This window comes from Pseudomonas sp. LBUM1645, assembly GCF_059716185.1.
Window position 1 is genome coordinate 6,453,111 of sequence record NZ_CP166811.1, and the last position, 22,171, is coordinate 6,475,281.

The following is a 22,171-nucleotide window of genomic DNA, read 5'->3' on the forward strand; positions in this document are numbered from 1 at the left end:
GATGTTGAATGTCAGTCCGTCATCGCGAGCAAGCTCGCTCCCACAGGTTTTGCGTGAGCTCAGGCGTCCGGGGTTTGCTCGGCCAGGGCCACTGCACGGAACATCGCGCGGCGCTTGTTCAGGGTTTCTTCCCATTCCAGCGCCGGCACCGAGTCGGCAACGATGCCGCCACCGGCCTGCACGTGCAGTTCGCCGTTCTTGATCACCGCAGTGCGGATCGCGATCGCAGTGTCCATGTTGCCGTTCCAGGCGAAGTAGCCGACCGCGCCGCCGTAGACACCACGCTTGACCGGTTCCAGTTCGTCGATGATTTCCATCGCGCGAATCTTCGGTGCGCCAGACAAGGTGCCCGCCGGCAGAATCGCCCGCAGTGCGTCCATCGCCGTCAGCCCGGCCTTCAATTGGCCGGTGACGTTGGAAACGATGTGCATCACGTTGGAATAACGCTCAATCACCATCTTCTCGGTGAGTTTCACCGAACCGATTTCCGAGACCCGACCGGTGTCGTTACGGCCCAAGTCGATCAGCATCAAGTGCTCGGCAATTTCCTTGTCGTCGGACAGCAGGTCCTTTTCAAGCGCCAGGTCAGCCTCTTCGTTGGCCCCGCGTGGGCGAGTGCCGGCGATCGGGCGTACGGTGATCAGGTTGTCTTCGACCCGCACCAGCACTTCCGGTGAACTGCCGACGACGTGGAAGTCGCCGAAGTTGAAGAAATACATATACGGCGTCGGGTTGAAGCAACGCAGCGCCCGGTACAGATCGATCGGCGCAGCCTTGAAGTCGATCGACATGCGCTGGGACGGCACGACCTGCATGCAGTCACCGGCCAGGATGTATTCCTTGATGGTGTCGACGGCTTTTTCGTAATCGTCCTGGGTGAAGCTCGAACGGAATACCGGATCAGCAGACTGTTGCTTGCTGAAATCCAGGCCACGGCGCGGGGTAATCGGCTGACGGAGTTTTTCCAGCAGCTCCTCCAGACGCGCCTGACCTTGCTCGAAGGCATCGTCCTGCGAGGGATCGGCCAGGACAATCGCGTGCATCTTGCCAGCGAGGTTGTCGAACACGACCACCGCGTCGGAAACCATCAGCAGAATGTCCGGCACGCCCAACGGATCCGGGTTCGGGCATTTACCCAGACGCTTCTCCACATAGCGCACGCAGTCGTAACCGAAATAACCCACCAGGCCGCCATTGAAGCGCGGCAGGCCAGGGATGGTCGGCACGTTGTAGCGAGCTTTGAATGCTTCGACGAAGGCCAGTGGATCTTCGGCTTCGTGGCTTTCGATCTCGATCCCGTCGTGGGTCACGCTGACGTGATGGTCGTGAACCCGCAATACGGTGCGGCACGGCAGGCCGATGATCGAGTAACGCCCCCACTTCTCCCCGCCCTGCACCGATTCCAGCAGGTAGGAGTTGGGCTCGTCAGCCAGTTTCAGGTAGATCGACAGCGGTGTGTCGAAGTCGGCCAGGGTTTCGCAGGCAAGCGGGATGCGGTTGTAGCCAGCAGCGGCCAAACGCAGGAATTCTTCGCGGATCATGGGGTAGCCTCGTGGCTTGAGGGTCTAACAGTCAGGTATGCAAACGCGCCGGTATGCCGGCCAGGAACAAGTCAGGCGCGCCAACGCCAACGGGCCAGGGCCTTGATGACTTTCATCCAGAGTTTGCGAGTGACCACCACGATGGCGTTTCCAGAAGGGGGTTGAACAGCGTCGGGCAACGTTATCTCAGCGGCTGGATCCAGGCAACCGGGAATTAACTTGCGCAGATCGTCGATCACCAGCGCCGGCGACTCTTCGGCAATCGGCCGGCCATGGTTATAGCCATAACTGAGCGCCACACATTTGACCCCCGCCGCTTTCGCCGCCAGCACATCGCTGCGCGAATCGCCGACGAACAAGGATTGCGACGCCGGGATGTTGGTCATTTTCATCACGAAAAACAGCGCTGCCGGGTCCGGCTTTTTCTGAGGCAGGGTGTCGCCGCCGATGATCAAGCGGAAATAACGACCGATTTTCATCTGATCCAGCAGCGGCGCGACGAAGCGCTCCGGCTTGTTGGTGATCAGCGCCATCTCGACACCCTGCTTGTGCAGCCATTTCAGGGTGTCGCGCACGCCGGGGTAAACCACCGTCAGCTCGTGACCGTCCTCGTAAAAACCGTTGAACAGCTCCAGGGCATGCTCGGCCTCGACCTCATCGACACCCTCGGCGTCGATGTGGTTGGCCAAGGCCCGGCGCACCAGCGTTTGCACGCCGTTACCGACCCAATCACGCACCGATTCGATACCGGCAGGTTTACGCCCGAGTTTGAGCAGCATGTTATCCACAGCCGCTGCGAGGTCGGGGACCGAATCGACCAGCGTGCCATCCAGATCGAACATCACCAGCCGCGGCAGAGACCCCGGGAACAGTTGCTCAAAGCCACTCATGGGCGGGCCAGCGCCAATTCGGAACGCATCTTTTCAATCACCTCTTGGTAGTTCGGCGCATTGAAGATCGCCGAGCCCGCGACGAAGGTGTCAGCGCCAGCAGCGGCGATTTCACGAATGTTGTTCACGTTCACGCCGCCGTCGATTTCCAGGCGGATGTCACGGCCGGAAGCATCGATCAGCGCCCGCGCTTCACGCAGCTTGTCGAGGGTGCCGGGGATGAACTTCTGCCCGCCGAAGCCCGGGTTGACGCTCATCAGCAGGATCATGTCGACCTTGTCCATCACGTACTTGAGCACGTCCAGCGGGGTCGCCGGGTTGAATACCAGGCCCGACTTGCAGCCACCTTCGCGGATCAGTTGCAGGGAACGGTCGACGTGCTGCGAGGCTTCCGGGTGAAAAGTGATGTAGGTCGCGCCGGCTTCGATGAAGTCACCGACGATGCGGTCCACCGGGCTGACCATCAGGTGCGCGTCAATCGGCGCGGTCACGCCGTACTTGCGCAGCGCGGCACACACCATCGGGCCGATAGTCAGGTTCGGCACGTAGTGGTTGTCCATGACATCGAAGTGCACGAAGTCGGCGCCAGCGGCCAGGACGTTGTCCACTTCTTCACCCAGGCGGGCGAAGTCGGCGGAGAGAATCGACGGAGCAATTACGAAGGGCTGCATGACGCACCTTTTTTGAGCAGAATCACGATGGCGCGCATTGTATACCTCATGCTTTGACGCGCGCGACGTGACTGCGATGATCAGTAGGCCGCTCGGTAAATCTTCTCTATGTCGACGGCGCTCAGTTTGCGCGGATTGTTGCGCATCAGGCGCTCAATTCCCGCCGCTTCCACGGCCATGGCCGGGATCGCGTCTTCGGGAACGCCGAAGCTGCGCAGGCCTGGCGGGATTTCCACCGCGGCGCACAGCTCGGTCATCGCCTCGACGGCTTTGTCGGCCGCGTCGTTGGCGCTCAGATGAGCGGTCTTCACGCCCATGGCCTCGGCGATATCTTGCATACGCTCAACGCAGGCCATTTTGTTCCAGGTCATGACATACGGCAGCAGCAAGGCGTTGCTGACGCCATGGGCAATGTTGTAACGGCCGCCCAGCGGATACGCCAGCGCGTGCACCGCGCCGACCCCGGCATTACCAAACGCCATACCGGCCATCAGGCTGGCGGTGGCCATGTCTTCGCGGGCCTGGAGATTGGACGGATTGGCGTAAGCCTTGGGCAGCGCCTTGGCGATGAGCTTGATGGCGCCGATGGCCAGCGCGTCGGTAATCGGTGAGGCGTTCAGCGACAGATAGGATTCGATGGCGTGCACCAGTGCATCGACGCCACTGGCGGCAGTGACACTGCGCGGACAGGTCAGGGTCATTTGCGGGCTGACCAGCGCCACGTCCGGTAATAGATAGTCGCTGACGATGCCTTTCTTCAGCTGCGCGACCTTGTCGGAGAGGATCGCCACGTTGGTGACTTCCGAGCCGGTGCCAGCGGTGGTAGGGATGGCGATCAGCGGCGGGCCTTTGCGCGGCACCTGATCGATGCCAAACAGATCTTCCAGCGCCCCGTGATAACCGGCGTAGGCCGCGACACTTTTAGCGATGTCGATGGCACTGCCGCCGCCCAGGCCGATCAGTCCGTCGTGCCCGCCCTCGCGGTAGACCCGCATGCAGTCTTCGACGATGGCGATTTCCGGGTCTGGCAGCACACGGTCGAAAATTTCGTAGGTTCGGTCGCCCAACTGCGCGAGCGCCAGCTCGACCGTGCCGGACTTGACCAGTGCGGCATCGGTGACGATCAGCGGGTTGTCGATGTCCAGGCGTGTCAGCTCAGCCGCCAGTTGCTCTATGGCACCTGCGCCGGTGATCAGTTTGTGAGCAATTTTGAAAGAGGAAAGACTCATGTGCGCAGCCTCTTATAGATAGGGGAGCTGGGCACAAGAGTAGCTGGGGATTTGGGATTGTCTGCTATTCAGGCCATGAATGACCAGCGACCTCGAACACCGCACAAAACCAATGTGGGAGCGAGCTTGCTCGCGATGGCGGCCTGACATTCAACATTGTTGTCGACTGATAGTCCGCTATCGCGAGCAAGCTCGCTCCCACAGTTGGGCGGTGTGTAGCTTTAGACCTGGGCGGTACGCAGTTTCTCGCTACGGCCACGCAGCCATTCCAGGGTCAGCAGCAGGATTACCGAGAAGGCAATCAGCAGGGTCGCTGCGGCAGCAATCGTCGGGCTGAGGTTTTCGCGGATACCGCTGAACATCTGCCGTGGCAGGGTCGCTTGTTCGGGACCGGCGAGGAACAGCGTCACCACCACTTCATCGAACGAAGTGGCGAAGGCAAACAGCGCACCGGAGATCACGCCAGGCGCAATCAGCGGCAAAGTCACCCGACGGAACGCCGTCAGCGGCGAAGCACCCAGGCTCGCAGCAGCACGCACCAGATTCTGGTTAAACCCCTGCAAGGTCGCCGACACGGTAATGATCACAAACGGCACACCCAACACCGCATGCACCACGATCAGCGAGAAGAAGCTGTTACCCAGACCCAGTGGCGCGAAGAACAGATAGCTCGCCACACCGATGATCACCACCGGCACCACCATCGGCGAAATCACCAGCGCCATCACCAGCGCCTTGCCGGGGAAGTCGCCCCGTGTCAGGCCGATGGCGGCCAGCGTACCGAAGATCATCGCCAACACCGTCGCCGCCGGAGCAACGATGATGCTGTTCTTCAGCGAACGCATCCACTCGGCCGAAGCGAAGAAATCCTGGTACCAGTGCAGCGAAAAGCCTTGCAACGGGTACACCAGAAAACTCCCGGAGTTGAACGACAGCGGGATGATCACCAGCACCGGCAGAATCAGGAACAACAGGACCAGCCCGCAGAGAATGCGCAAGCTGTAGAACCACACCCGCTCAATGGGCGACATATAAGGACTCAGCATTTCGTTCTCCCCTTAGCTCAGGCGCAGGCGACTGGCGCCTACCAGCCAGCTGTAAATCAGATAAAGCACCACGGTCGCCAACAGCAGCAGCCCACCGAGTGCGGTCGCCATGCCCCAGTTGATGCTGGTGTTGGTGTAGAAGGCGACGAAGTAACTGACCATCTGATCGTTCGGGCTGCCCAGCAAGGCCGGGGTGATGTAGTAGCCGATGGCGAGGATGAACACCAACAGGCAACCGGCGCCGACACCGGCATAGGTCTGCGGGAAATACACCCGCCAGAAACTGGCGAACGGGTGGCAGCCGAGGGAAATCGCGGCACGCATGTAGGTCGGCGAAATGCCTTTCATCACGCTGTAGATCGGCAGAATCATGAACGGCAGCAGGATGTGCACCATGGAGATGTAAACCCCGGTGCGGTTGAACACCAGCTCCAGCGGTTTATCGATGATGCCCATGGCCATCAGGCCGCTGTTGATCAAGCCACCCGACTGCAGCAACACGATCCACGCAGCGACCCGCACCAGGATCGAGGTCCAGAACGGCAGCAGCACCAGAATCATCAGCAGGTTGCTTTGCCGAGATGGCAGGTTCGCCAGCAGGTAGGCCAACGGATACGCCAGCAGCAGGCAGATCACGGTGATGATCAGCCCCATCCAGAACGTCCGGGCAAAGATGTCGAGGTAGATCGCCTGATCGGGCGTGGCCGGGGCGAGTTCGCCGAGGTCGTCGATACGGTGATCGACCGCCGCCAGCAAGTAATAAGGCGTGATGCTGCTGGTGTTGCGGCGCACGGCTTGCCAGTAGGCCGGGTCGCCCCAGCGCTCGTCGAGACCTTCCAGCGCTTCTTTATAAGAGGCCGGTTCGGTGGCGAACGGTAAGGCACGTGCAGTTTTGGTCAGCAGGCTGCGGTAGCCGGCCAACTCCATGTTCAAGCGCTTGGACAGGTCACCCAGGGTCTGATTCTTGCGCGCTTCAGCGAGGTCTTCGCTGGCGGCCTTGTAAACCGGTTCAGCGGGCAGGCCTCGGCCATCCCAACTGGCGATAGCTGCCACGGTGCGCGGCATGCCGCCGACCACTTCCGGGTTACCAACGCTTTTGTAGAGCAGCGCCACGATGGGCACCAGGAACACCAGCAACAGAAACAGCACCAACGGCGCGATCAAGGCTTGTGCTTTCCAGCGGTTGATCCGCTCGGCGTGCTTGAGCCGCTGCTTCAAGGTGGGGTCGGTGCCCGCGTTCAGGGGAATGGCGGTGGCCATGGCGTACTCCGGAAATCTTTGATCAATCGTTGATGTGGGAGCGGGCTTTTGTGGCGAGCGAGCTTGCTTGCGCTGGGCTGCGAAGCGGCCCCAAAAATCTGTTAACAACGTCCAGTTTTGTGAGTGCTGCGCACTCAAGCGGGAGCAAGCTCCCTCGCCACAAAAGCTCGCCCTCACAGGAGGGCGAGCCCTCTAGTTACTTCGCAGCCCAGGAATTGAAGCGCTGTTCCAGTTGCTCACCGTTGTCAGCCCAGAAGCTGACGTCGATCTGCACCTGGTTGGCGATGTTTTCCGGGGTGGTCGGCATGTCTTTCAGGACATCCTTGGCCAGCAACGGTACGGCTTGAATGTTGGCCGGGCCGTAGGCGATGTTTTCCGAGTAGGTCTTCTGCTGCTGCGGTGCCACCGAGAAAGCGATGAATTTCTTCGCCGCTTCAGCGCGTGCTTTATCCAGGCCTTTCGGGATGGCCCATGCGTCGAAGTCGTAGATGCCGCCATTCCACACGACTTTCAGGTTGCTTTCTTTCTGCACGGCAGCGATCCGGCCGTTGTAGGCCGAGCTCATGACCACGTCGCCGGAAGCGAGGTACTGCGGCGGTTGCGCGCCGGCTTCCCACCACTGAATGCTTGGCTTGAGTTCATCAAGCTTCTTGAACGCGCGGTCCTGACCATCCTTGCCGGCCAGTACTTTGTAGACGTCTTTCGGCGCAACGCCGTCGGCCATCAGAGCGAATTCCAGGGTGTACTTGGCGCCTTTGCGCAGGCCACGTTTGCCCGGGAATTTCTTGGTGTCCCAGAAATCCACCCAACTGGTCGGTGCGGAAGCCAGTTTGTCGGCGTTGTAGGCCAGCACGGTCGACCACACGAAGAAGCCCACGCCGCATGGCTGGATGGCGCCTTTGACGTAGTCTTCGGACTTGCCGAACAACTTCGGATCAAGCTGCTCGAACATGTCTTCGTCGCAACCACGGGACAGTTCTGGCGATTCAACTTCTACCAAGTCCCAAGACACGCTTTTGGTGTCGACCATGGCTTTGACTTTGGCCATCTCGCCGTTGTATTCGCCCGCCACGATCTTGCCGTTACCTGCCGCTTCCCACGGTGCGTAGAAGGCTTTGACCTGCGCTGCCTTGTTCGCCCCGCCAAAGGACACCACGGTCAGGTCCGGGCCCGCCGCCATTGCGTGTGCCGCGCCGATCATGCCCATGACCAAAGCGGTGAATTTCAGGGATCTCAACATTTATTGTTCTCTCCACGTGCAGGGTTGGTGTTGTTGAAGCAGGGGGCGATCAATGCGCCTCTAGAAGTGGGTCGAGCGCGCGAACGTGTTCGACCTGCCAGCCAAGCGGTACCACGTCGCCGACGGCCAGCGCGGGATCGAGCTCGGCAATCGGTTGTTTCACAAAAAAATCGGTCTTGCCGCAGACTTCCAGGCGAACCCGGACGTGGTCGCCCAGGTAGATGAATTCCTCCACCCTCCCTGAGAAGCGGTTGACGCACTGATCGCTTGCGCCGTTAAGGCTAATGCGCTCGGGGCGAATCGACAGCGTGACGGGTTCGCCGGTCTTGCCGACGTTGACCGCCAGGGCTTCAACCTTTTCACCGCGCGCCAACTCAACCACGCAGCGGTCGCCGGTGTGGCTGTGCAAGCGGCCGTTGAGGCGGTTGTTCTCGCCGATGAAGTTGGCGACGAAGGTGTTTTTCGGCTCTTCGTAGAGGGTGCGCGGCGGCGCGATCTGCTGGATCTCGCCCTGGTGGAACACGGCCACGCGATCGGACATGGTCAGGGCTTCTCCCTGGTCGTGGGTCACGTAGACCACGGTCACGCCGAGGCGCTGGTGCAGATGTTTGATTTCCATCTGCATGTGTTCGCGCAGTTGTTTGTCGAGTGCGCCGAGGGGTTCGTCCATCAGCACCAGTTGCGGTTCGAACACCAAGGCGCGGGCCAGGGCCACACGCTGTTGCTGACCGCCGGACAGTTGTGCCGGATAACGCTGGGCGAAGGTGTCGAGCTGAACCATGCTCAGGACTTTTTTGACCTTGTCGCTGACATCGCTCTTGTTCAGGCCGCGCACGGTCAACGGGAACGCCAGGTTCTCGGCGACCGTCATGTGCGGGAACAATGCGTAGTTCTGGAACACCATGCCGATGTCGCGTTTGTGCGGCGGCACGTTGTTGATGGAACGCCCGGCCAGCTGGATTTCGCCTGCGGTCGGTGTTTCGAAACCGGCGAGCATCATCAGGCTGGTGGTCTTGCCGGAGCCGGACGGGCCGAGCAAGGTGAGGAATTCGCCTTTGCGAATCTCCAGGTTGAGGTCTTTGACGATCAGGTTCTCGCCGTCGTAGCTTTTTTGTACTCCACGAAAGCTGACCAGAATATCGCTGGCCCCTGCGTTTGAATCGACCTGGCTCATACCCACACCTTTGTTGTGATGACTGCTGTGGACTAAGCCTAGTGGACGCTGCTGACCACGCAAATCGGGGCGCAGGAGAGAATGGCCTCAGCAGGATGGAAGGTTGGGGGTAGGGATTGCCCTACAAGGATGGCGGGGATGGATAGGGGCAGCGGCAATCTTGAAGCTGCAAGCCGCAAGAACAGGCAAAAGCGGATCTGAAGGCGTGTCGTAAATGGACATGCCACCACGGCCCTGTGGGAGCGAGCTTGCTCCGGGCGGCGTTCCGACGATGACGGCAGCACATTCAACATTTCTGTGACTGACCCGCCGCTATCGCGAGCAAGCTCGCTCCCACAGGGGACAGCGGTGTTCTTAGAGGAGTTTGTGCTCCATGGCGTACTTCACCAGCTCCGCCAGGGAGGTGATGTTGAGTTTCTGCATCAACCGCGCCTTGTGGGTGCTGATGGTTTTGCTGCTCAAGGCCAGTTGCTGGGCGATGTCGTTGACGTTGGCGCCCTGGGCCAGGCGTTCGAACACCGAGAACTCGCGCTCGGACAGCAACGAGTGCAACGGCCGCGAATCGGTCAAGCCGACTTCAAAGACCATACGGTCGGCCAGGTCCGGGTCGATGTAGCGCCCGCCCGCCGCGACCTTGCGGATCGCCGTCAGCAGCAGCGCCGGATCGCTATCCTTGGTCGCATAACCCGCAGCACCGACCTTCAACGCACGGGCGGCCATTTGCGCTTCGTCGTGCATCGACAACACCAGAATCGCCGGCGGATTGTTCAGCGCGCGAATCCGCGGAATCGCCTCCAGCCCGTTAACCCCGGGCATGGAGATGTCCAGCAAGACCACTTCGCAGGGAACATGGCGCAAGGTCTCGAGCAACTGCTCGCCATTGCTCGCCTCCCCTACCACGAGCAAATCCTTGGCCAGGCCGATCAATTGCTTGATGCCTTCGCGAACGATGGTGTGGTCTTCGGCTACCAGTACACGGATCACTTACTTCTCCTCATCCAGCGGCACTCGCACGCTTAGGGTCGTGCCCTCACCCGGCTCACTCTCAAGCGACAACTGTCCGCCCATGATCAACACCCGTTCGCGCATGCCGACTACCCCAAAGGATGTCGACCTACCGGTGGCGGGGACAAATCCTACGCCATCATCGCTGACGGTCAGACACAACTCGTCGCCTTCCAACGCCAGAGTCAGCTCGACAGTATGCGCCTGGGCATGGCGCATGACATTGGTCAGCGCTTCCTGAAGGATCCGGAACAGGCCAATCGCCTTGGCATCACTGAGCACCGGCAGATTCTCCGGCACCTGCACCAGACACGGAATCTGCGTTCGCGCCTCGAATCGGCGGGCCTGCCACTCGATGGCCGAGGCAATCCCGGCGTCGAGAATCGGCGGTCGCAGCGCTGTGGCGACATCGCGTACCAATTGGAACAGCTGCGCTATCAGTCGCTTCATGCTGTTCAAACGTTCGTTCAGACCGGGATCGAGCTGGGCGTAAGCCAGTTCGCACATGGAGGTTTCCAGCTTCAGCACGGTGAGCATCTGACCCAGTTCGTCGTGAACTTCCCGGGCGATGCGGGCCTTTTCCTCTTCCCGTACGCTCTCCAGGTGCGCGGACAACTCACGCAACTGCTCGCGAGAGCTGGCCAGTTCCAGTTCGATGCGCTTGCTCTCGCTGATGTCCCAGACGATCCCGTCCCAGACATAGGCGCCGTCTTCGAGTCGACGGGTGATTGCCTTGATCTCGGCCCAGCGCTGTTCGCCGGATCGGGTGAGAATCCGTCCCTGCCACGACCAGTCACTGTCGGTATCCAGCGCATGGTCCTGGGTTTGGTGATAACTGGCCTTGTCGTCCGGGTGCACCAGGCTGCGCAGGCCTTTGTCGCGATGGGCCAGGGTCGCCGGTGAGTAACCCACCAGGCTCTCGCTGCCTTCACTGATGTAGGCAAAATCGATCTGCCCCGTCACCGGCGCCCGTTCCAGACGAAAGACCAGTCCTGGAACGTTGGCGGCGATCCCTTGCAGTCGCGCCTCGCTTTCCTGCAACGCGGCCAATGCACGACGGCGCTCGGTGACGTCGTTGAGGTAGACCACCAGGTATTCGCTGTCGCGAAATCGCAAAAAGCTCAGCGAAACATCCACCGGCAGGTTGCTGCCATCCGCCCGTTTGCAGTTGGTTTCGAAACTTTGCGGGCCTTCCTCGCTGGCCCGGGCGCGTTTCCACAGGTTCAGCCAGCGATCCATGTGCAAGCCGGGCTCGAAGTCGATCAGCGGCCGATCAATGATCCCGTCCGCCGGATAACCCAGCATGGTTTCGGCCGCGCGATTGGCGTAGCGCACATGGCTGTCCCAGTTGACCCAAAGGATGCCGACGGTGCTCTGATCGATGGAAAACTGAGTGAGACGCAAGGCTTCTTCACTGGCGGCACGCAGGGCTATGTCTTCGCGCGCGGCCCGCAAACGATGTTCAAGACTGTGCTGCTGCCGACGTTGCCAGAACACGATGGCCATGCTGCTCAGCATCAGCACCGCCAACAACAGACAGAGGTTTTGCCAGAAACCCGGGGACTCGGTCAGGCGCGGGTATTTGGGTTGCAGCCATTGGTTATGCAGTTGCTCCAGGTCCTTGGCCGGGATCGCCCGCAACGCGCTTTCGACGATGCCCGCCAATTCCGGCCAGTCCCGACGCGTGGCCACCCGCAACAGTTGCGGCAGGCCGATATCACCGACCACCACCAGTCCGGCGAACTCAGGTTCGGCGGACAAACGCCCCAGCTGCGCTTCGTCGACCACGGCGTAACTGGCCTGCTGACTCAGTAACAGTTGCAGTGCCTGGCGCTCGATCGGTACGCCTTGAAGGTTCAAGTGTGGGTAATTGCTGCGCAGGTAATCGGCGGTAGCGCCGGGCATGCGCACGGCGACGCGGGTCTGGCTGTCGAGTTTTTCCAGTTCTACCACGCCGGTGCTTTTCTGGTCGCTGACCACCAGTTGCGGCACCCTCATATACGGGTCGGAAAACTGCCAGAGCCGCAGGCCTCCGGGGGTTTGGGTGAGCCCCGGCGCGATGTCGATTTCACCCTCGCGCGCGGCGGCTTCCAGTTGCGCCAGGTCGGGAAAGTTGCGCCAGCTCAGCTCGACTTTGAGCGCCTTGGCCAGCCACTTCATCAGCTCGACATTAACCCCAGACAAACGCTGCAAACGGCGATCGTATTGGGCGTAGGGCACTTGCAACACCAGCCCCACGCGCAATTCGCCATGTTGCGCCAGCCATTGCTGCTGGCCCGCGGACAATTGAGCGACGTGCACCGGTGGCGCGGGAGCCGCCCAGCCCATCAAGGGAAACCACAAACAGCCGATAACCCACAGGCAGCGAAAACGCATCATCGAAATCTCACACACTGACAAATACTGACCAACCCATTAGGCTGCCGGAATAACTTCTGGCCTGGAATATCCGATGCCCCCTGTCTACCGCCTGGCACTGCCAGCATTGTGCCTGTCGCTGATCCTGCCTTGCGCCTTTTCCGTCGAGGCCGCCGCCCCGGCGCCTACCACTACGGGAACACCCGCCGAAGAAAAACCGGTCGAGCGCCAGCCGCTGCTTGAGCGTAGTCAGGAAGAAGCGTCTGCACTTGAGCGACAGATCCCGGCTCAGGAACAGCAACAACTGCAAGCGGGCAGCGACACGTTTCTGGCCTTGTGGAAACCGGCCAATACCGGCGACCCCAAAGGCGCGGTGATTATCATCCCGGGCGCCGGCGAAACCGTTGACTGGCCGCAAGCAATAGGTCCATTGCGACGTAAATTGCCGGACGCCGAGTGGAGCAGCCTGAGTATCACCTTGCCGGACCTGCAAAGCGATGCCATTGCGCCGCGTATCGTAGAAGTGGCACCCACACCAAAAGCCCCTGACACCAGCAGCAAAGACTCGACCACCGCCGCGCCCATCGAACAAGCGGCGGGTGGCGAAGCGGAGGTAGCGGACAAAGCGATCACCGAAACCACCGAGGAACAGGCCAAAGCCGACGCCGAACGAATCTTCGCCCGCATCGACGCCGCGATTGCCTACGCCGAACAGCAAAGCGCTCGCAGCATTGTCGTGCTGGGGCATGGCACTGGCGCTTACTGGGCGGCGCGCTACCTGAGCGAGAAGCAGCCCTCGCAAGTGGAGAAGTTTGTGATGGTCGCCGCTCAGATGCCGGCGAAAGCCAAACCAGAGCTGGTCGAACTGACACCGACCCTGAAGCTGCCCACCGCAGACATTTTCTACATGGACAAGCCGCTGGATCGCAACCTGGCGCTGGAACGCTTGCAAGCCAGCAAACGTTTGAAGACTTCGGGGTTCAGTCAGGTCTCGCTCAAGGCTTTGCCGGGTAATTCCAAGGCTGAGCAAGAGCAGCTGTTCCGTCGAGTGCGTGGGTGGTTGAATCCACAGAACGCGAATTAAGCAAAAGCAAAAGATCGCAGCCTGCGGCAGCTCCTACGCTGGGTTATGCGTACACCTGTAGGAGTTGCCGCAGGCTGCGATCTTTTGATCTTCCGGGCCACTACCGAAAATCCCGTCGCTCGCGAATCAACGTGTAGGCGCTATGCAGTTCGCGAGTCTTATCAGTCGCTTCGCGCACCTGCAGCGCCGTCGCACCGCTGCCGGCGATCTTGTCCGGGTGATGGCGACTCAGCAGGCGTCGATAAGCATGCTTGATCTGCGCCGGCTCGCTGGTCGCCGAAACGCCCAAAAGCCGCAGAGCATCTTGATAGGTCAACGCACTGCTGGCCTGTGCAAACTTGTGCTGCTCGTAATCGGCCGACAGAGCCAGCACCTGCCGCGACGTCCAGCCCAGCCATTTACCCCACTGTCTGATCAGCTCTCGCTCAGCGCTACCGGCGCGGCCATCAGCCCAAATCATCCGCCAACAGGCGCGCAAGACGCCTTCGGCGGCATGGGGTTGAGTACGCAAGCGGCGCAGGTAACCGCTCAATCGGTCATCTCCCGACTTGCCGCGATTGAACGCGGCAATTGCCCGAAGTTGGGCCGACTCGGTCATTTCCAGAGAACGCATTTCCTGACGGGCCTGCTGGATGTGGCCTTCCACCACCCGTCCATCGCTCTTGGCCAACCGTCCCAACAACACAAACAGCAGTTCATCGTTGCGCAGCACCGAGCGGCCACCGAGCTTTTCTCGCAAGTGCGCCCAGCTCTGTATGTGCAAGTGCCGATCCAGCACCTGCCCCAACAAGGCGCCCAGCATGGCCCCCGGAATGCTGGCGATGTAAAAGCCCGCTCCGGCTCCAATCAGAGTCCCTGGCCACAGCATGTCAGCGTCTCGCTTCTAGCAGGGTTTCGACTTCAGCCAGACGTTCGTGAGTGCCAACATCCACCCAATGTCCATTCAAGTGCTCGCCCGTGACGTGTCCATCGGCCATGGCCTTGCGCAGCAGCGGTGCAAGCTTGAAGGCGCCGGCGGAGCAACCGTCAAACAGCTGCGGGTGCAGGACCGCGATGCCGCTGTAGGTCAAGGTTGCAGTGTCCGGTTGACCGTCGCGCACTTGCCCGTCGATCAGGCTGAAATCGCCGGTCGGATGATGGGCAGGGTTGTCCGCCAACACCAAATGCGCCAGCCCGGTGATGGGTTGGTGCAACACGCTGAAGTCGTAGTCGGTCCAGATGTCACCGTTGACCACCATAAAGGCCTCGTCACCCAGCAACGGCAGCGCGCGGAAAATCCCGCCTCCGGTTTCCAGCGGTTCACCTTCCGGCGAGTACTGAATACGTACGCCGTATTGCGAGCCATCGCCCAGGTAGTTTTCGATCAGCTGGCCGAGCCAGGCATGGTTGATCACCACCTCGGTAAACCCCGCCACCGCCAAGGCTTTCAAGTGATACTCGATCAACGGTATACCGCCGGCGCGAACCAGCGGTTTCGGCGTGGTCAAGGTCAGCGGGCGCATGCGCTCGCCTTTGCCTGCTGCCAGAATCATTGCCTTCATGCATTCGCTCCAGCACGCAGACTCAGCAGCAACACATCCAGCTCGGCCAGTTCAGGACGGCGGGCGATCACGGCGTCTATATAAGCAAAGAAACGCGGTACATCGCCAAGATAGCGCGGCTTGCCGTCGCGGTGGCAGATGCGGGCAAAGATGCCGATCACTTTCAGGTGCCGCTGCACGCCCATCAGGTCACTGGCACGCAGGAAATCTTCGAAGTCGGGCTGAACCGGGATCCCGAGATCGCCCGCTTGCTGCCAGTAAGCTTCCAGCCAGCCGCGCACACGCTCCTCGGGCCAACTGAGGAACGCATCCTTGAACAGGCAGGTCACGTCGTAGGTCACGGGACCATAGACGGCGTCCTGGAAATCCAGCACACCGGGATTTGGCTCGCTGAGCATCAAGTTGCGCGGCATGTAATCGCGGTGCACCAACACTTTAGGCTGGGCCAGTGCGCTGTCGATCAATAACTCAGTCACGCTCTGCCAGAGCATTTGCTGCGCCGAGTCGAACTCGATGCCCAACTCGCGCTTCACGTACCACTCGGGGAACAATTCCAGCTCGCGACGCAGCAGCGCCACGTCATAACTTGGCAGAGGTGCAACCATCGGCAACTGCTGAAAAGCCAGCAGCGCTTGCAGGGCATCCTTGAACAAATCGTCGGCATTTTCGCTGTCGATCACGTCCAGGTAAGTCTTGTTGCCCAGGTCATTGAGCAAAAGAAAACCACGTTCGAGGTCTTCGGCATAAATTTTCGGAACATTTATTCCGGATTTCGCCAGCAAAAAAGCGATATCCACGAAGGGTTTACAGTTTTCCTGGGGCGGTGGCGCGTCCATCACGACGAAGCTTCTGCCCTCGCCTTCCCAGCGAAAATAACGTCGAAAACTCGCATCGCTACTGGCCGCGGTCAACGTGGCCGGGGGTACGCCCCCCCAACCCTGTTCTGCAAAGAGGGCAGCCAATTGCTCATCGAGCCAAACTTTCAGGTGTTGCAAACGTACATCTTGGTCAGGCATTGCAAGGGTCTCCGACGGCGCTAGCCGTCAAGCGGGTCATGCTTTATTATCCAGCATCTTTTTCAGACCATCGAGAGGCGTGCGGCCCACACCGCGGGCAGATGGCACGCAGGAAGCCCGGACTAATAAGATGGCATTGAAATCCCCCGCGTTTCGTAAAAAATTTCCGTTGTTGGTTACCGGCAGTCTGCTGGCCCTGCAACCTCTAGCCACTTCGTTCGTGGTCGCCGCGGAACAGTATGACTGCTCAGTCTCTGCTTCGGGTGCCTGGAACTGTGCGCCAAAATCTCCAGCAGCTGCGCTGCCACCTCGCCCCGTCCATGACGGCAGTGCGGCGGTAAGCACCAGCGGCGAGACTCCGGCTGACGGCGGTGTTAGTCAAGACACCGGCGCCAAGCCTGTGCAGGTGACCGAATCCAAGGGCCGCGGCCTGAAGTCGCGTAGCGAAGACTACAGTCACCTCGATTGGGTTCCGCGCGAGAAGCTCACTGCAGCGCAATTGGCCGAAACCGGTCCTTACTGCGCTGGTTCCTATATCGAACCGATTCGTCCTGGCATGAATGACAAGACGAATAAAAGTGACGCTCCGACCTTTCTCGGCGCCAAAGCCTCTCGCTATAAGCAAGATGAGCAGGTTGCGACCCTGGCGGGTGACGTGGTCATGCGTCAGGGCAGCATGCAGGTCGAAGCCGACGAAGCGAACCTCTACCAGGCTGAGAGCCGTGGCGAACTGAGCGGCAATGTCCGTGTTCGCGACAACGGCGCACTGATCGTGGGCGACCACGCCGACGTGCAGCTCGACACCGGTGAAGCCAAGGTCGACAACGCCGAATACGTGATGCACAAATCCCGTATCCGAGGTAATGCGCTGTACGCCAAGCGTGCCGAGAACGCGATCATCCGCCTCAAGGATGGTACGTACACCACGTGCGAACCGAACAGCAACGCCTGGCAGCTCAAGGGCAACAACATCACCTTGAACCCGGCCACCGGCTTCGGTACGGCGACCAACGTGACGCTGCGGGTCAAAGACATTCCTGTTCTGTACACGCCATACATCTATTTCCCGATCGACGACCGTCGCCAGTCCGGCTTCCTGCCGCCGACCATCGGCACCGGCAGCGATACCGGCTTCTTGCTGGTCACACCGTATTACTTCAACCTGGCACCGAACTACGATGCCACGTTGTACCCGCGCTACATGAGCAAGCACGGGCTGTTGATGGAAGGCGAATTCCGTTACCTGACCCCGTCCAGCGAAGGTCAGTTCGGCGCCGCGTACCTCAACGACGAAGACACTGATCGCAGCAAGCAGACCGACTACCAGAAAAACCGCTACATGTATAACTGGCAGCACAAGGGCGGTCTCGACTCGCGCGTTCTGACACAAGTCGATTACACCAAGATCAGCGATCCGTATTACTTCCAGGACCTGCAAACCGACCAGATCGGGGTTAAAAGCGCCGACTACGTGAACCAGCAGGGTTCTGTCACCTATCGTGGCGACAGCTACACCGCTCGCTTGAACGCACAGGCTTATCAGCTCGCGACCGTTTCGGACATTACGCCGTACGACCGCTTGCCGCAGATCACTTTCAATGGTCAGTTGCCGACTCACCCTGGCGGCCTGAATTTCGACTATGAGACAGAAGTCGTACGGTTTGACCGTGACTTGAAGGACGGTAACTTCGTAAACGAAGATGGCACTGTTGAACCGCGTCTTGATAACAACGTTCAAGGCTTGGCACGTGCCAACGGCGACCGTTTGAATCTCAAACCGGCGATCAGCCTGCCGTTGGACTGGACTTATGGCTTCGTGAAGCCGTCGCTCAAGTACCAATACACCCAGTACCAACTGGATCTGGACGGTACCGGCAAAAGCCAGATCGCCGCCCAGGATCAAGCCGCAGCTGCAGCCGGGACTGAAAACCTCAATGGTCATTTCGGCAGCAGCCAGAACCGTGGCGTACCGATTGCAAGCATCGACAGCGGTCTGTACTTCGATCGCAACACCCAATGGTTCGGCAAGAACTATCGCCAGACCCTCGAACCACGCCTGTTCTACCTGTACGTGCCTGAAAAGGATCAGGAAGATATTCCGGTGTTCGACACCAGCGAATACACCTTCAACTACGCGTCGCTGTTTCGTGACAACCGCTTCTCCGGCTCCGACCGTGTCGGCGACGAGAACAAACTGTCTCTGGGCATAACCAACCGCTGGATCGAAGACAATGGCTTCGAACGTCAACGCATCAGCGTCGGCCAGGCCATGTATTTCAAGGATCGTGAAGTTCAGTTGCCAGGTATCGATGCAAAAACCCGCGACGATGCGCAGGCTAATGTCTCGCCTTATGCGCTGGAATACGAATACCGATGGAACCGCGATTGGCGCACCACGGCCGATTACAACTGGGACCCGGACAGCCGCAGCCCTCGCTCGGGTAGCGCGATGTTCCACTACCAGCCTGAAGACAACCCGAACAAGGTCATCAACGCTGGCTATCGCTATCGCAATGACCAGATCCGTTACGACCAGAACACCGGTAAGTGGCAAGTGGGCGGTGGTGACTACGGCACCCCAGGCCAACCTGGCTACGTGAAGGACTACTATAAGATCAAGCAGCACGATTTCTCGGTGATCTGGCCGATCGTGCCGCAGTGGAACGCCATCAGCCGCTGGCAGTATGACTACAACCGTAACCGTACCCTGGAAGCGTTTGGTGGTTTCGAGTACGACAACTGCTGCTGGAAACTGCGTTTGATCAACCGCTACTTCGTCGACTACGACGAATTTAGCCAGGACGCTCCGCAAAACGAAAAAGGCGACCATGGCGTCTTCCTCCAAATTGTTCTGAAGGGACTCGGCGGCCTCACCGGCGCCAAAGTAGAGAGCTTCCTCGACAAAGGCATCCAAGGTTATCGTGAACGTGAAGACCAAGCTTTCTGATTGTCTGCGCCCGCTGATACTGGGCGCGCTGTTCCTGGGTACCGCGGCGAACGCCGCGGTACAGTCCATCGATAAAGTGGTGGCCATTGTCGACAACGACGTGGTCATGCAGAGCCAACTGGACCAACGGGTTCATGAAGTTCAGCAAACCATCGCCAAACGTGGTGCAGCCGCACCGCCGGCCAACGTGCTGGATCAGCAGGTACTTGAACGCCTGATCGTCGAAAACCTGCAACTGCAGATCGGCGAGCGTTCCGGTATCCGCATTACTGATGAAGAACTGAACCAGGCTGTCGGCACCATTGCCCAGCGCAATAACATGTCGATTGAACAATTCCGCACCGCACTGACTCGCGACGGTCTGTCTTATGAAGACGCCCGCGACCAGATTCGCCGCGAGATGGTCATCAGCCGTGTGCGTCAGCGTCGTGTGGCCGAGCGCATCCAGGTTTCCGAACAGGAAGTGAAGAACTTCCTCGCTTCCGACCTTGGCAAAATGCAGCTGTCCGAAGAGTTCCGCCTGGCCAACATCCTGATTCCTACTCCGGAAAGCGCCAACTCCGACGCGATTCAGAATGCAGCCAAACAGGCAGACGCGGTTTACCAGCAGCTCAAGCAAGGTGCTGACTTCGGTCAGTTGGCAATCGCCAAATCCGCCAGCGAAACCGCACTGGAAGGTGGCGACATGGGCTGGCGTAAAGCCGGTCAACTGCCACCTCCGTTCGATCGCATGCTGAGCACCATGACTGTCGGCGACATTACCCAGCCAATGCGCACGCCGGGCGGCTTCATCATCCTGAAGATCCTCGACAAGCGTGGCGGTGAGACCCAGACACGCGATGAAGTGCACGTGCGTCATATTCTGGTCAAGCCGAGCCCGATCCGCGACGAAGCGAAAACCAAGGCGCTGGCTGAGTCGCTCTACACCCGTATCGAAGCGGGCGAAGATTTCGGCGAACTGGCAAAAAGCTTCTCGGAAGATCCGGGTTCCGCCCTCAACGGTGGCGACCTAAACTGGATCGACCCGAATGCATTGGTGCCTGAATTCCGCGAAGTGATGGCCAAGACCCCGCAAGGTCAGCTGTCCAAACCGTTCCAGACCCAATATGGCTGGCACGTACTGGAAGTCCTTGGCCGTCGCGCCACTGACAGCACCTCCCAGGCCCGTGAGCAGCAAGCGATGACCGTGTTGCGTAACCGCAAATACGACGAAGAGCTGCAAACCTGGCTGCGTCAGATCCGTGACGAAGCGTACGTAGAGATCAAACTCCCTGGTGCAGACCAGGCAGCGCAGTGAAACCCAAACGTTTCGCGCTGACACCCGGCGAACCGGCCGGCATAGGTCCTGACCTGTGCCTGCTGCTCGCCTCGCAAGCCCAGCCACATCCCCTGATTGCCATTACCAGCCGCGACCTGCTCCTTGAGCGGGCCGTGCAGCTGGGTGTGGTTGTCGATTTGCTGCCGGTCACCCCGGACAACTGGCCGGATGTACCCGCGCCAGCCAACAGCCTGTATGTCTGGGATACACCGCTCAACGCCAAGGTCACTGCCGGGCAACTGGACAAGGCCAACGCGGCTTTCGTTCTGGAAACCCTGACCCGAGCTGGCCAAGGCTGCCTCGACGGGCATTTTGTCGGCATGATCACGGCCCCTGTGCACAAGGGCGTGATCAATGAATCCGGGATCGCCTTTTCCGGGCACACAGAATTTCTCGCCGACCTGACCCATACCGCCCAAGTGGTAATGATGCTCGCCACTCGCGGTTTGCGCGTGGCGCTGGTCACCACTCACCTGCCTCTTCGCGAGATTGCCGATGCGATCACGCCGGAGCGTCTGGAACGGGTCACGCGAATCCTGCACACCGATCTACAAGAAAAATTCGGCATTGCCCAGCCACGCATCCTCGTCTGTGGGCTCAACCCCCACGCCGGCGAAGGCGGACACTTGGGCCATGAAGAAATCGACATTATCGAACCTACATTAGAGCGCCTGCGCGGCGAAGGAATGGACCTTCGTGGCCCCCTGCCCGCCGACACTCTGTTTACCCCCAAGTATCTGGAGCACTGCGATGCAGTGCTGGCGATGTACCACGACCAGGGCCTGCCTGTGCTGAAGTACAAAGGCTTCGGTGCGGCAGTCAACGTGACCCTCGGCTTGCCGATCATCCGCACATCGGTCGACCACGGCACTGCCCTGGATCTGGCCGGCAGCGGCAAAATCGATACCGGCAGCCTGCAAGTCGCCCTGGAAACCGCCTACCAGATGGCCGAGACCCGTTTATGACCGAACATTACCAACACCGGGCGCGCAAGCGCTTCGGCCAGAACTTCCTGCACGATGCCGGCGTCATCGACCGCATCCTGCGCGCCATCCACGCCAAGCCCGAAGACCGTCTGCTGGAAATCGGCCCTGGCCAGGGTGCGCTGACCCAAGGCCTGCTAAACAGCGGCGCCCAGCTGGACGTGGTGGAACTGGACAAGGATCTGATCCCGATCCTCAACCAGCAATTTGCCAGCAAGAGCAATTTCAACCTGCATCAGGGCGACGCGCTGAAGTTCGACTTCACTAGCCTGAACGCTGCGCCGAACAGCCTGCGGGTGGTCGGCAACCTGCCGTACAACATCTCTACGCCGCTGATTTTTCACCTGTTGCATAACGCCAGTCTGATTCGCGACATGCACTTCATGCTGCAAAAAGAAGTGGTCGAGCGCCTGGCAGCAGGCCCTGGCGGTGGTGACTGGGGTCGCTTGTCGATCATGGTTCAGTATCACTGCCGGGTTGAGCATCTGTTCAACGTTGGCCCGGGCGCGTTCAATCCGCCGCCCAAAGTCGATTCGGCTATCGTGCGCCTGGTGCCTCACGCGGTGCTGCCGCACCCGGCCAAGGATCACAAGCTGTTGGAGCGTGTCGTACGCGAAGCCTTTAACCAGCGCCGCAAGACTCTGCGCAACACCCTCAAGCTGCTGCTGAGCAACGCTGAAATCGAAGCCGCCGGCGTTGATGGCAGCCTGCGTCCCGAACAGCTCGATCTGGCCGCCTTCGTGCGCCTCGCCGACAAGCTCAGCGAACAAGTCCTACAGACGCCCGCCGCCGACTGACAGGCAATGAGCGTTATCGGGTAGGACACCAGCCTTCATGTCTGGTTTACTACCCGATACTTGGCCTAGAC

Annotated in this window: 18 protein-coding genes; 5 read left to right on the forward strand and 13 right to left on the reverse strand. The window is 60.0% G+C overall.

Going from position 1 to position 22,171, the window contains the following annotated elements:
• Nucleotides 1–59: 59 nt before the first annotated feature.
• The 10 genes from trpE to ACA079_RS29510 form a co-directional block, all read right to left on the reverse strand.
• Nucleotides 60–1,541, reverse strand: a complete 1,482-nt coding sequence (gene trpE, locus ACA079_RS29465) for an anthranilate synthase component I (RefSeq protein ID WP_192409285.1) — start codon at nt 1,539–1,541, stop codon at nt 60–62.
• Nucleotides 1,542–1,612: 71 nt separating this feature from the next.
• Nucleotides 1,613–2,431 (reverse strand): phosphoglycolate phosphatase, encoded by an 819-nt coding sequence (locus tag ACA079_RS29470; protein WP_497701816.1) that lies wholly within the window; start codon nt 2,429–2,431, stop codon nt 1,613–1,615.
• Nucleotides 2,428–3,102, reverse strand: a complete 675-nt coding sequence (gene rpe, locus ACA079_RS29475; RefSeq protein ID WP_008027088.1) for a ribulose-phosphate 3-epimerase — start codon at nt 3,100–3,102, stop codon at nt 2,428–2,430. Before rpe ends, ACA079_RS29470 begins: the two co-directional genes overlap by 4 nt.
• Before the next feature lie 80 nt (nt 3,103–3,182).
• Nucleotides 3,183–4,331 (reverse strand): iron-containing alcohol dehydrogenase, encoded by a 1,149-nt coding sequence (locus ACA079_RS29480; protein WP_497701817.1) that lies wholly within the window; start codon nt 4,329–4,331, stop codon nt 3,183–3,185.
• 221 nt (nt 4,332–4,552) lie between these two features.
• Nucleotides 4,553–5,377, reverse strand: coding sequence for an ABC transporter permease (locus tag ACA079_RS29485; protein ID WP_149629957.1), 825 nt, complete (start codon nt 5,375–5,377; stop codon nt 4,553–4,555).
• A gap of 12 nt (nt 5,378–5,389) precedes the next feature.
• Nucleotides 5,390–6,637: an ABC transporter permease gene (locus tag ACA079_RS29490; protein ID WP_497701818.1), complete on the reverse strand. Its 1,248-nt coding sequence runs from the start codon at nt 6,635–6,637 to the stop codon at nt 5,390–5,392.
• 196 nt (nt 6,638–6,833) lie between these two features.
• Complete coding sequence (locus ACA079_RS29495; protein ID WP_095127226.1) at nt 6,834–7,877, reverse strand: ABC transporter substrate-binding protein; 1,044 nt, start codon at nt 7,875–7,877, stop codon at nt 6,834–6,836.
• A 49-nt stretch (nt 7,878–7,926) separates the two neighbouring features.
• Complete coding sequence (locus ACA079_RS29500) at nt 7,927–9,051, reverse strand: ABC transporter ATP-binding protein (RefSeq protein ID WP_497631832.1); 1,125 nt, start codon at nt 9,049–9,051, stop codon at nt 7,927–7,929.
• A gap of 354 nt (nt 9,052–9,405) precedes the next feature.
• Entirely contained in the window at nt 9,406–10,035 is a 630-nt protein-coding gene (locus tag ACA079_RS29505) for a response regulator (RefSeq protein WP_003210977.1), read from the reverse strand.
• Nucleotides 10,036–12,435, reverse strand: a complete 2,400-nt coding sequence (locus ACA079_RS29510) for a PAS domain-containing sensor histidine kinase (protein ID WP_497701819.1) — start codon at nt 12,433–12,435, stop codon at nt 10,036–10,038. It abuts the gene before it with no gap.
• 73 nt (nt 12,436–12,508) lie between these two features.
• Between ACA079_RS29510 and ACA079_RS29515 the strand changes: the two genes are divergently transcribed.
• Complete coding sequence (locus tag ACA079_RS29515) at nt 12,509–13,498, forward strand: alpha/beta hydrolase family protein (RefSeq protein WP_497701820.1); 990 nt, start codon at nt 12,509–12,511, stop codon at nt 13,496–13,498.
• 100 nt (nt 13,499–13,598) lie between these two features.
• On the opposite strand, the gene ACA079_RS29520 is transcribed toward ACA079_RS29515, so the two are convergent.
• Genes ACA079_RS29520 through ACA079_RS29530 form a run of 3 tightly spaced genes read right to left on the reverse strand, consistent with a single transcriptional unit; the run spans nt 13,599 to nt 16,055 of the window.
• Nucleotides 13,599–14,366 carry a TerB family tellurite resistance protein gene (locus tag ACA079_RS29520; protein WP_497701821.1) on the reverse strand — a complete coding sequence of 256 codons (768 nt, stop codon included), beginning with the start codon at nt 14,364–14,366 and terminating at the stop codon, nt 13,599–13,601.
• Nucleotide 14,367: 1 nt separating this feature from the next.
• Nucleotides 14,368–15,039, reverse strand: coding sequence for an N-acetylmuramate alpha-1-phosphate uridylyltransferase MurU (murU, locus tag ACA079_RS29525; protein WP_046045378.1), 672 nt, complete (start codon nt 15,037–15,039; stop codon nt 14,368–14,370).
• Entirely contained in the window at nt 15,036–16,055 is a 1,020-nt protein-coding gene (locus tag ACA079_RS29530) for an aminoglycoside phosphotransferase family protein (RefSeq protein ID WP_497701822.1), read from the reverse strand. The genes murU and ACA079_RS29530 overlap by 4 nt, the downstream gene beginning before the upstream one ends.
• 130 nt (nt 16,056–16,185) lie before the next feature.
• Between ACA079_RS29530 and ACA079_RS29535 the strand changes: the two genes are divergently transcribed.
• Genes ACA079_RS29535 through rsmA form a run of 4 tightly spaced genes read left to right on the forward strand, consistent with a single transcriptional unit; the run spans nt 16,186 to nt 22,100 of the window.
• Entirely contained in the window at nt 16,186–19,002 is a 2,817-nt protein-coding gene (locus tag ACA079_RS29535) for an LPS-assembly protein LptD (protein ID WP_497701823.1), read from the forward strand.
• Nucleotides 18,983–20,299 carry a peptidylprolyl isomerase SurA gene (surA, locus tag ACA079_RS29540; protein WP_497701824.1) on the forward strand — a complete coding sequence of 439 codons (1,317 nt, stop codon included), beginning with the start codon at nt 18,983–18,985 and terminating at the stop codon, nt 20,297–20,299. Before ACA079_RS29535 ends, surA begins: the two co-directional genes overlap by 20 nt.
• Complete coding sequence (gene pdxA, locus ACA079_RS29545; protein ID WP_497701825.1) at nt 20,296–21,285, forward strand: 4-hydroxythreonine-4-phosphate dehydrogenase PdxA; 990 nt, start codon at nt 20,296–20,298, stop codon at nt 21,283–21,285. The genes surA and pdxA overlap by 4 nt, the downstream gene beginning before the upstream one ends.
• Nucleotides 21,282–22,100 (forward strand): 16S rRNA (adenine(1518)-N(6)/adenine(1519)-N(6))-dimethyltransferase RsmA, encoded by an 819-nt coding sequence (gene rsmA, locus ACA079_RS29550; RefSeq protein WP_033056215.1) that lies wholly within the window; start codon nt 21,282–21,284, stop codon nt 22,098–22,100. Before pdxA ends, rsmA begins: the two co-directional genes overlap by 4 nt.
• Nucleotides 22,101–22,171 lie beyond the last annotated feature (71 nt).

Excerpts from the sequence above, each read along its gene's own strand:
- ACA079_RS29495 (WP_095127226.1), bottom strand. The coding sequence starts at position 7,877 with ATGTTGAGATCCCTGAAATTCACCGCTTTGGTCATGGGCATGATCGGC.
- ACA079_RS29530 (WP_497701822.1), bottom strand. The coding sequence starts at position 16,055 with ATGCCTGACCAAGATGTACGTTTGCAACACCTGAAAGTTTGGCTCGAT.
- ACA079_RS29490 (WP_497701818.1), bottom strand. The coding sequence starts at position 6,637 with ATGGCCACCGCCATTCCCCTGAACGCGGGCACCGACCCCACCTTGAAG.
- ACA079_RS29520 (WP_497701821.1), bottom strand. The coding sequence starts at position 14,366 with ATGCTGTGGCCAGGGACTCTGATTGGAGCCGGAGCGGGCTTTTACATC.
- ACA079_RS29510 (WP_497701819.1), bottom strand. The coding sequence starts at position 12,435 with ATGATGCGTTTTCGCTGCCTGTGGGTTATCGGCTGTTTGTGGTTTCCC.
- ACA079_RS29515 (WP_497701820.1), top strand. The coding sequence starts at position 12,509 with ATGCCCCCTGTCTACCGCCTGGCACTGCCAGCATTGTGCCTGTCGCTG.
- ACA079_RS29470 (WP_497701816.1), bottom strand. The coding sequence starts at position 2,431 with ATGAGTGGCTTTGAGCAACTGTTCCCGGGGTCTCTGCCGCGGCTGGTG.
- ACA079_RS29485 (WP_149629957.1), bottom strand. The coding sequence starts at position 5,377 with ATGCTGAGTCCTTATATGTCGCCCATTGAGCGGGTGTGGTTCTACAGC.
- murU (WP_046045378.1), bottom strand. The coding sequence starts at position 15,039 with ATGAAGGCAATGATTCTGGCAGCAGGCAAAGGCGAGCGCATGCGCCCG.
- ACA079_RS29480 (WP_497701817.1), bottom strand. The coding sequence starts at position 4,331 with ATGAGTCTTTCCTCTTTCAAAATTGCTCACAAACTGATCACCGGCGCA.
- ACA079_RS29500 (WP_497631832.1), bottom strand. The coding sequence starts at position 9,051 with ATGAGCCAGGTCGATTCAAACGCAGGGGCCAGCGATATTCTGGTCAGC.
- ACA079_RS29535 (WP_497701823.1), top strand. The coding sequence starts at position 16,186 with ATGGCATTGAAATCCCCCGCGTTTCGTAAAAAATTTCCGTTGTTGGTT.
- trpE (WP_192409285.1), bottom strand. The coding sequence starts at position 1,541 with ATGATCCGCGAAGAATTCCTGCGTTTGGCCGCTGCTGGCTACAACCGC.
- rsmA (WP_033056215.1), top strand. The coding sequence starts at position 21,282 with ATGACCGAACATTACCAACACCGGGCGCGCAAGCGCTTCGGCCAGAAC.
- rpe (WP_008027088.1), bottom strand. The coding sequence starts at position 3,102 with ATGCAGCCCTTCGTAATTGCTCCGTCGATTCTCTCCGCCGACTTCGCC.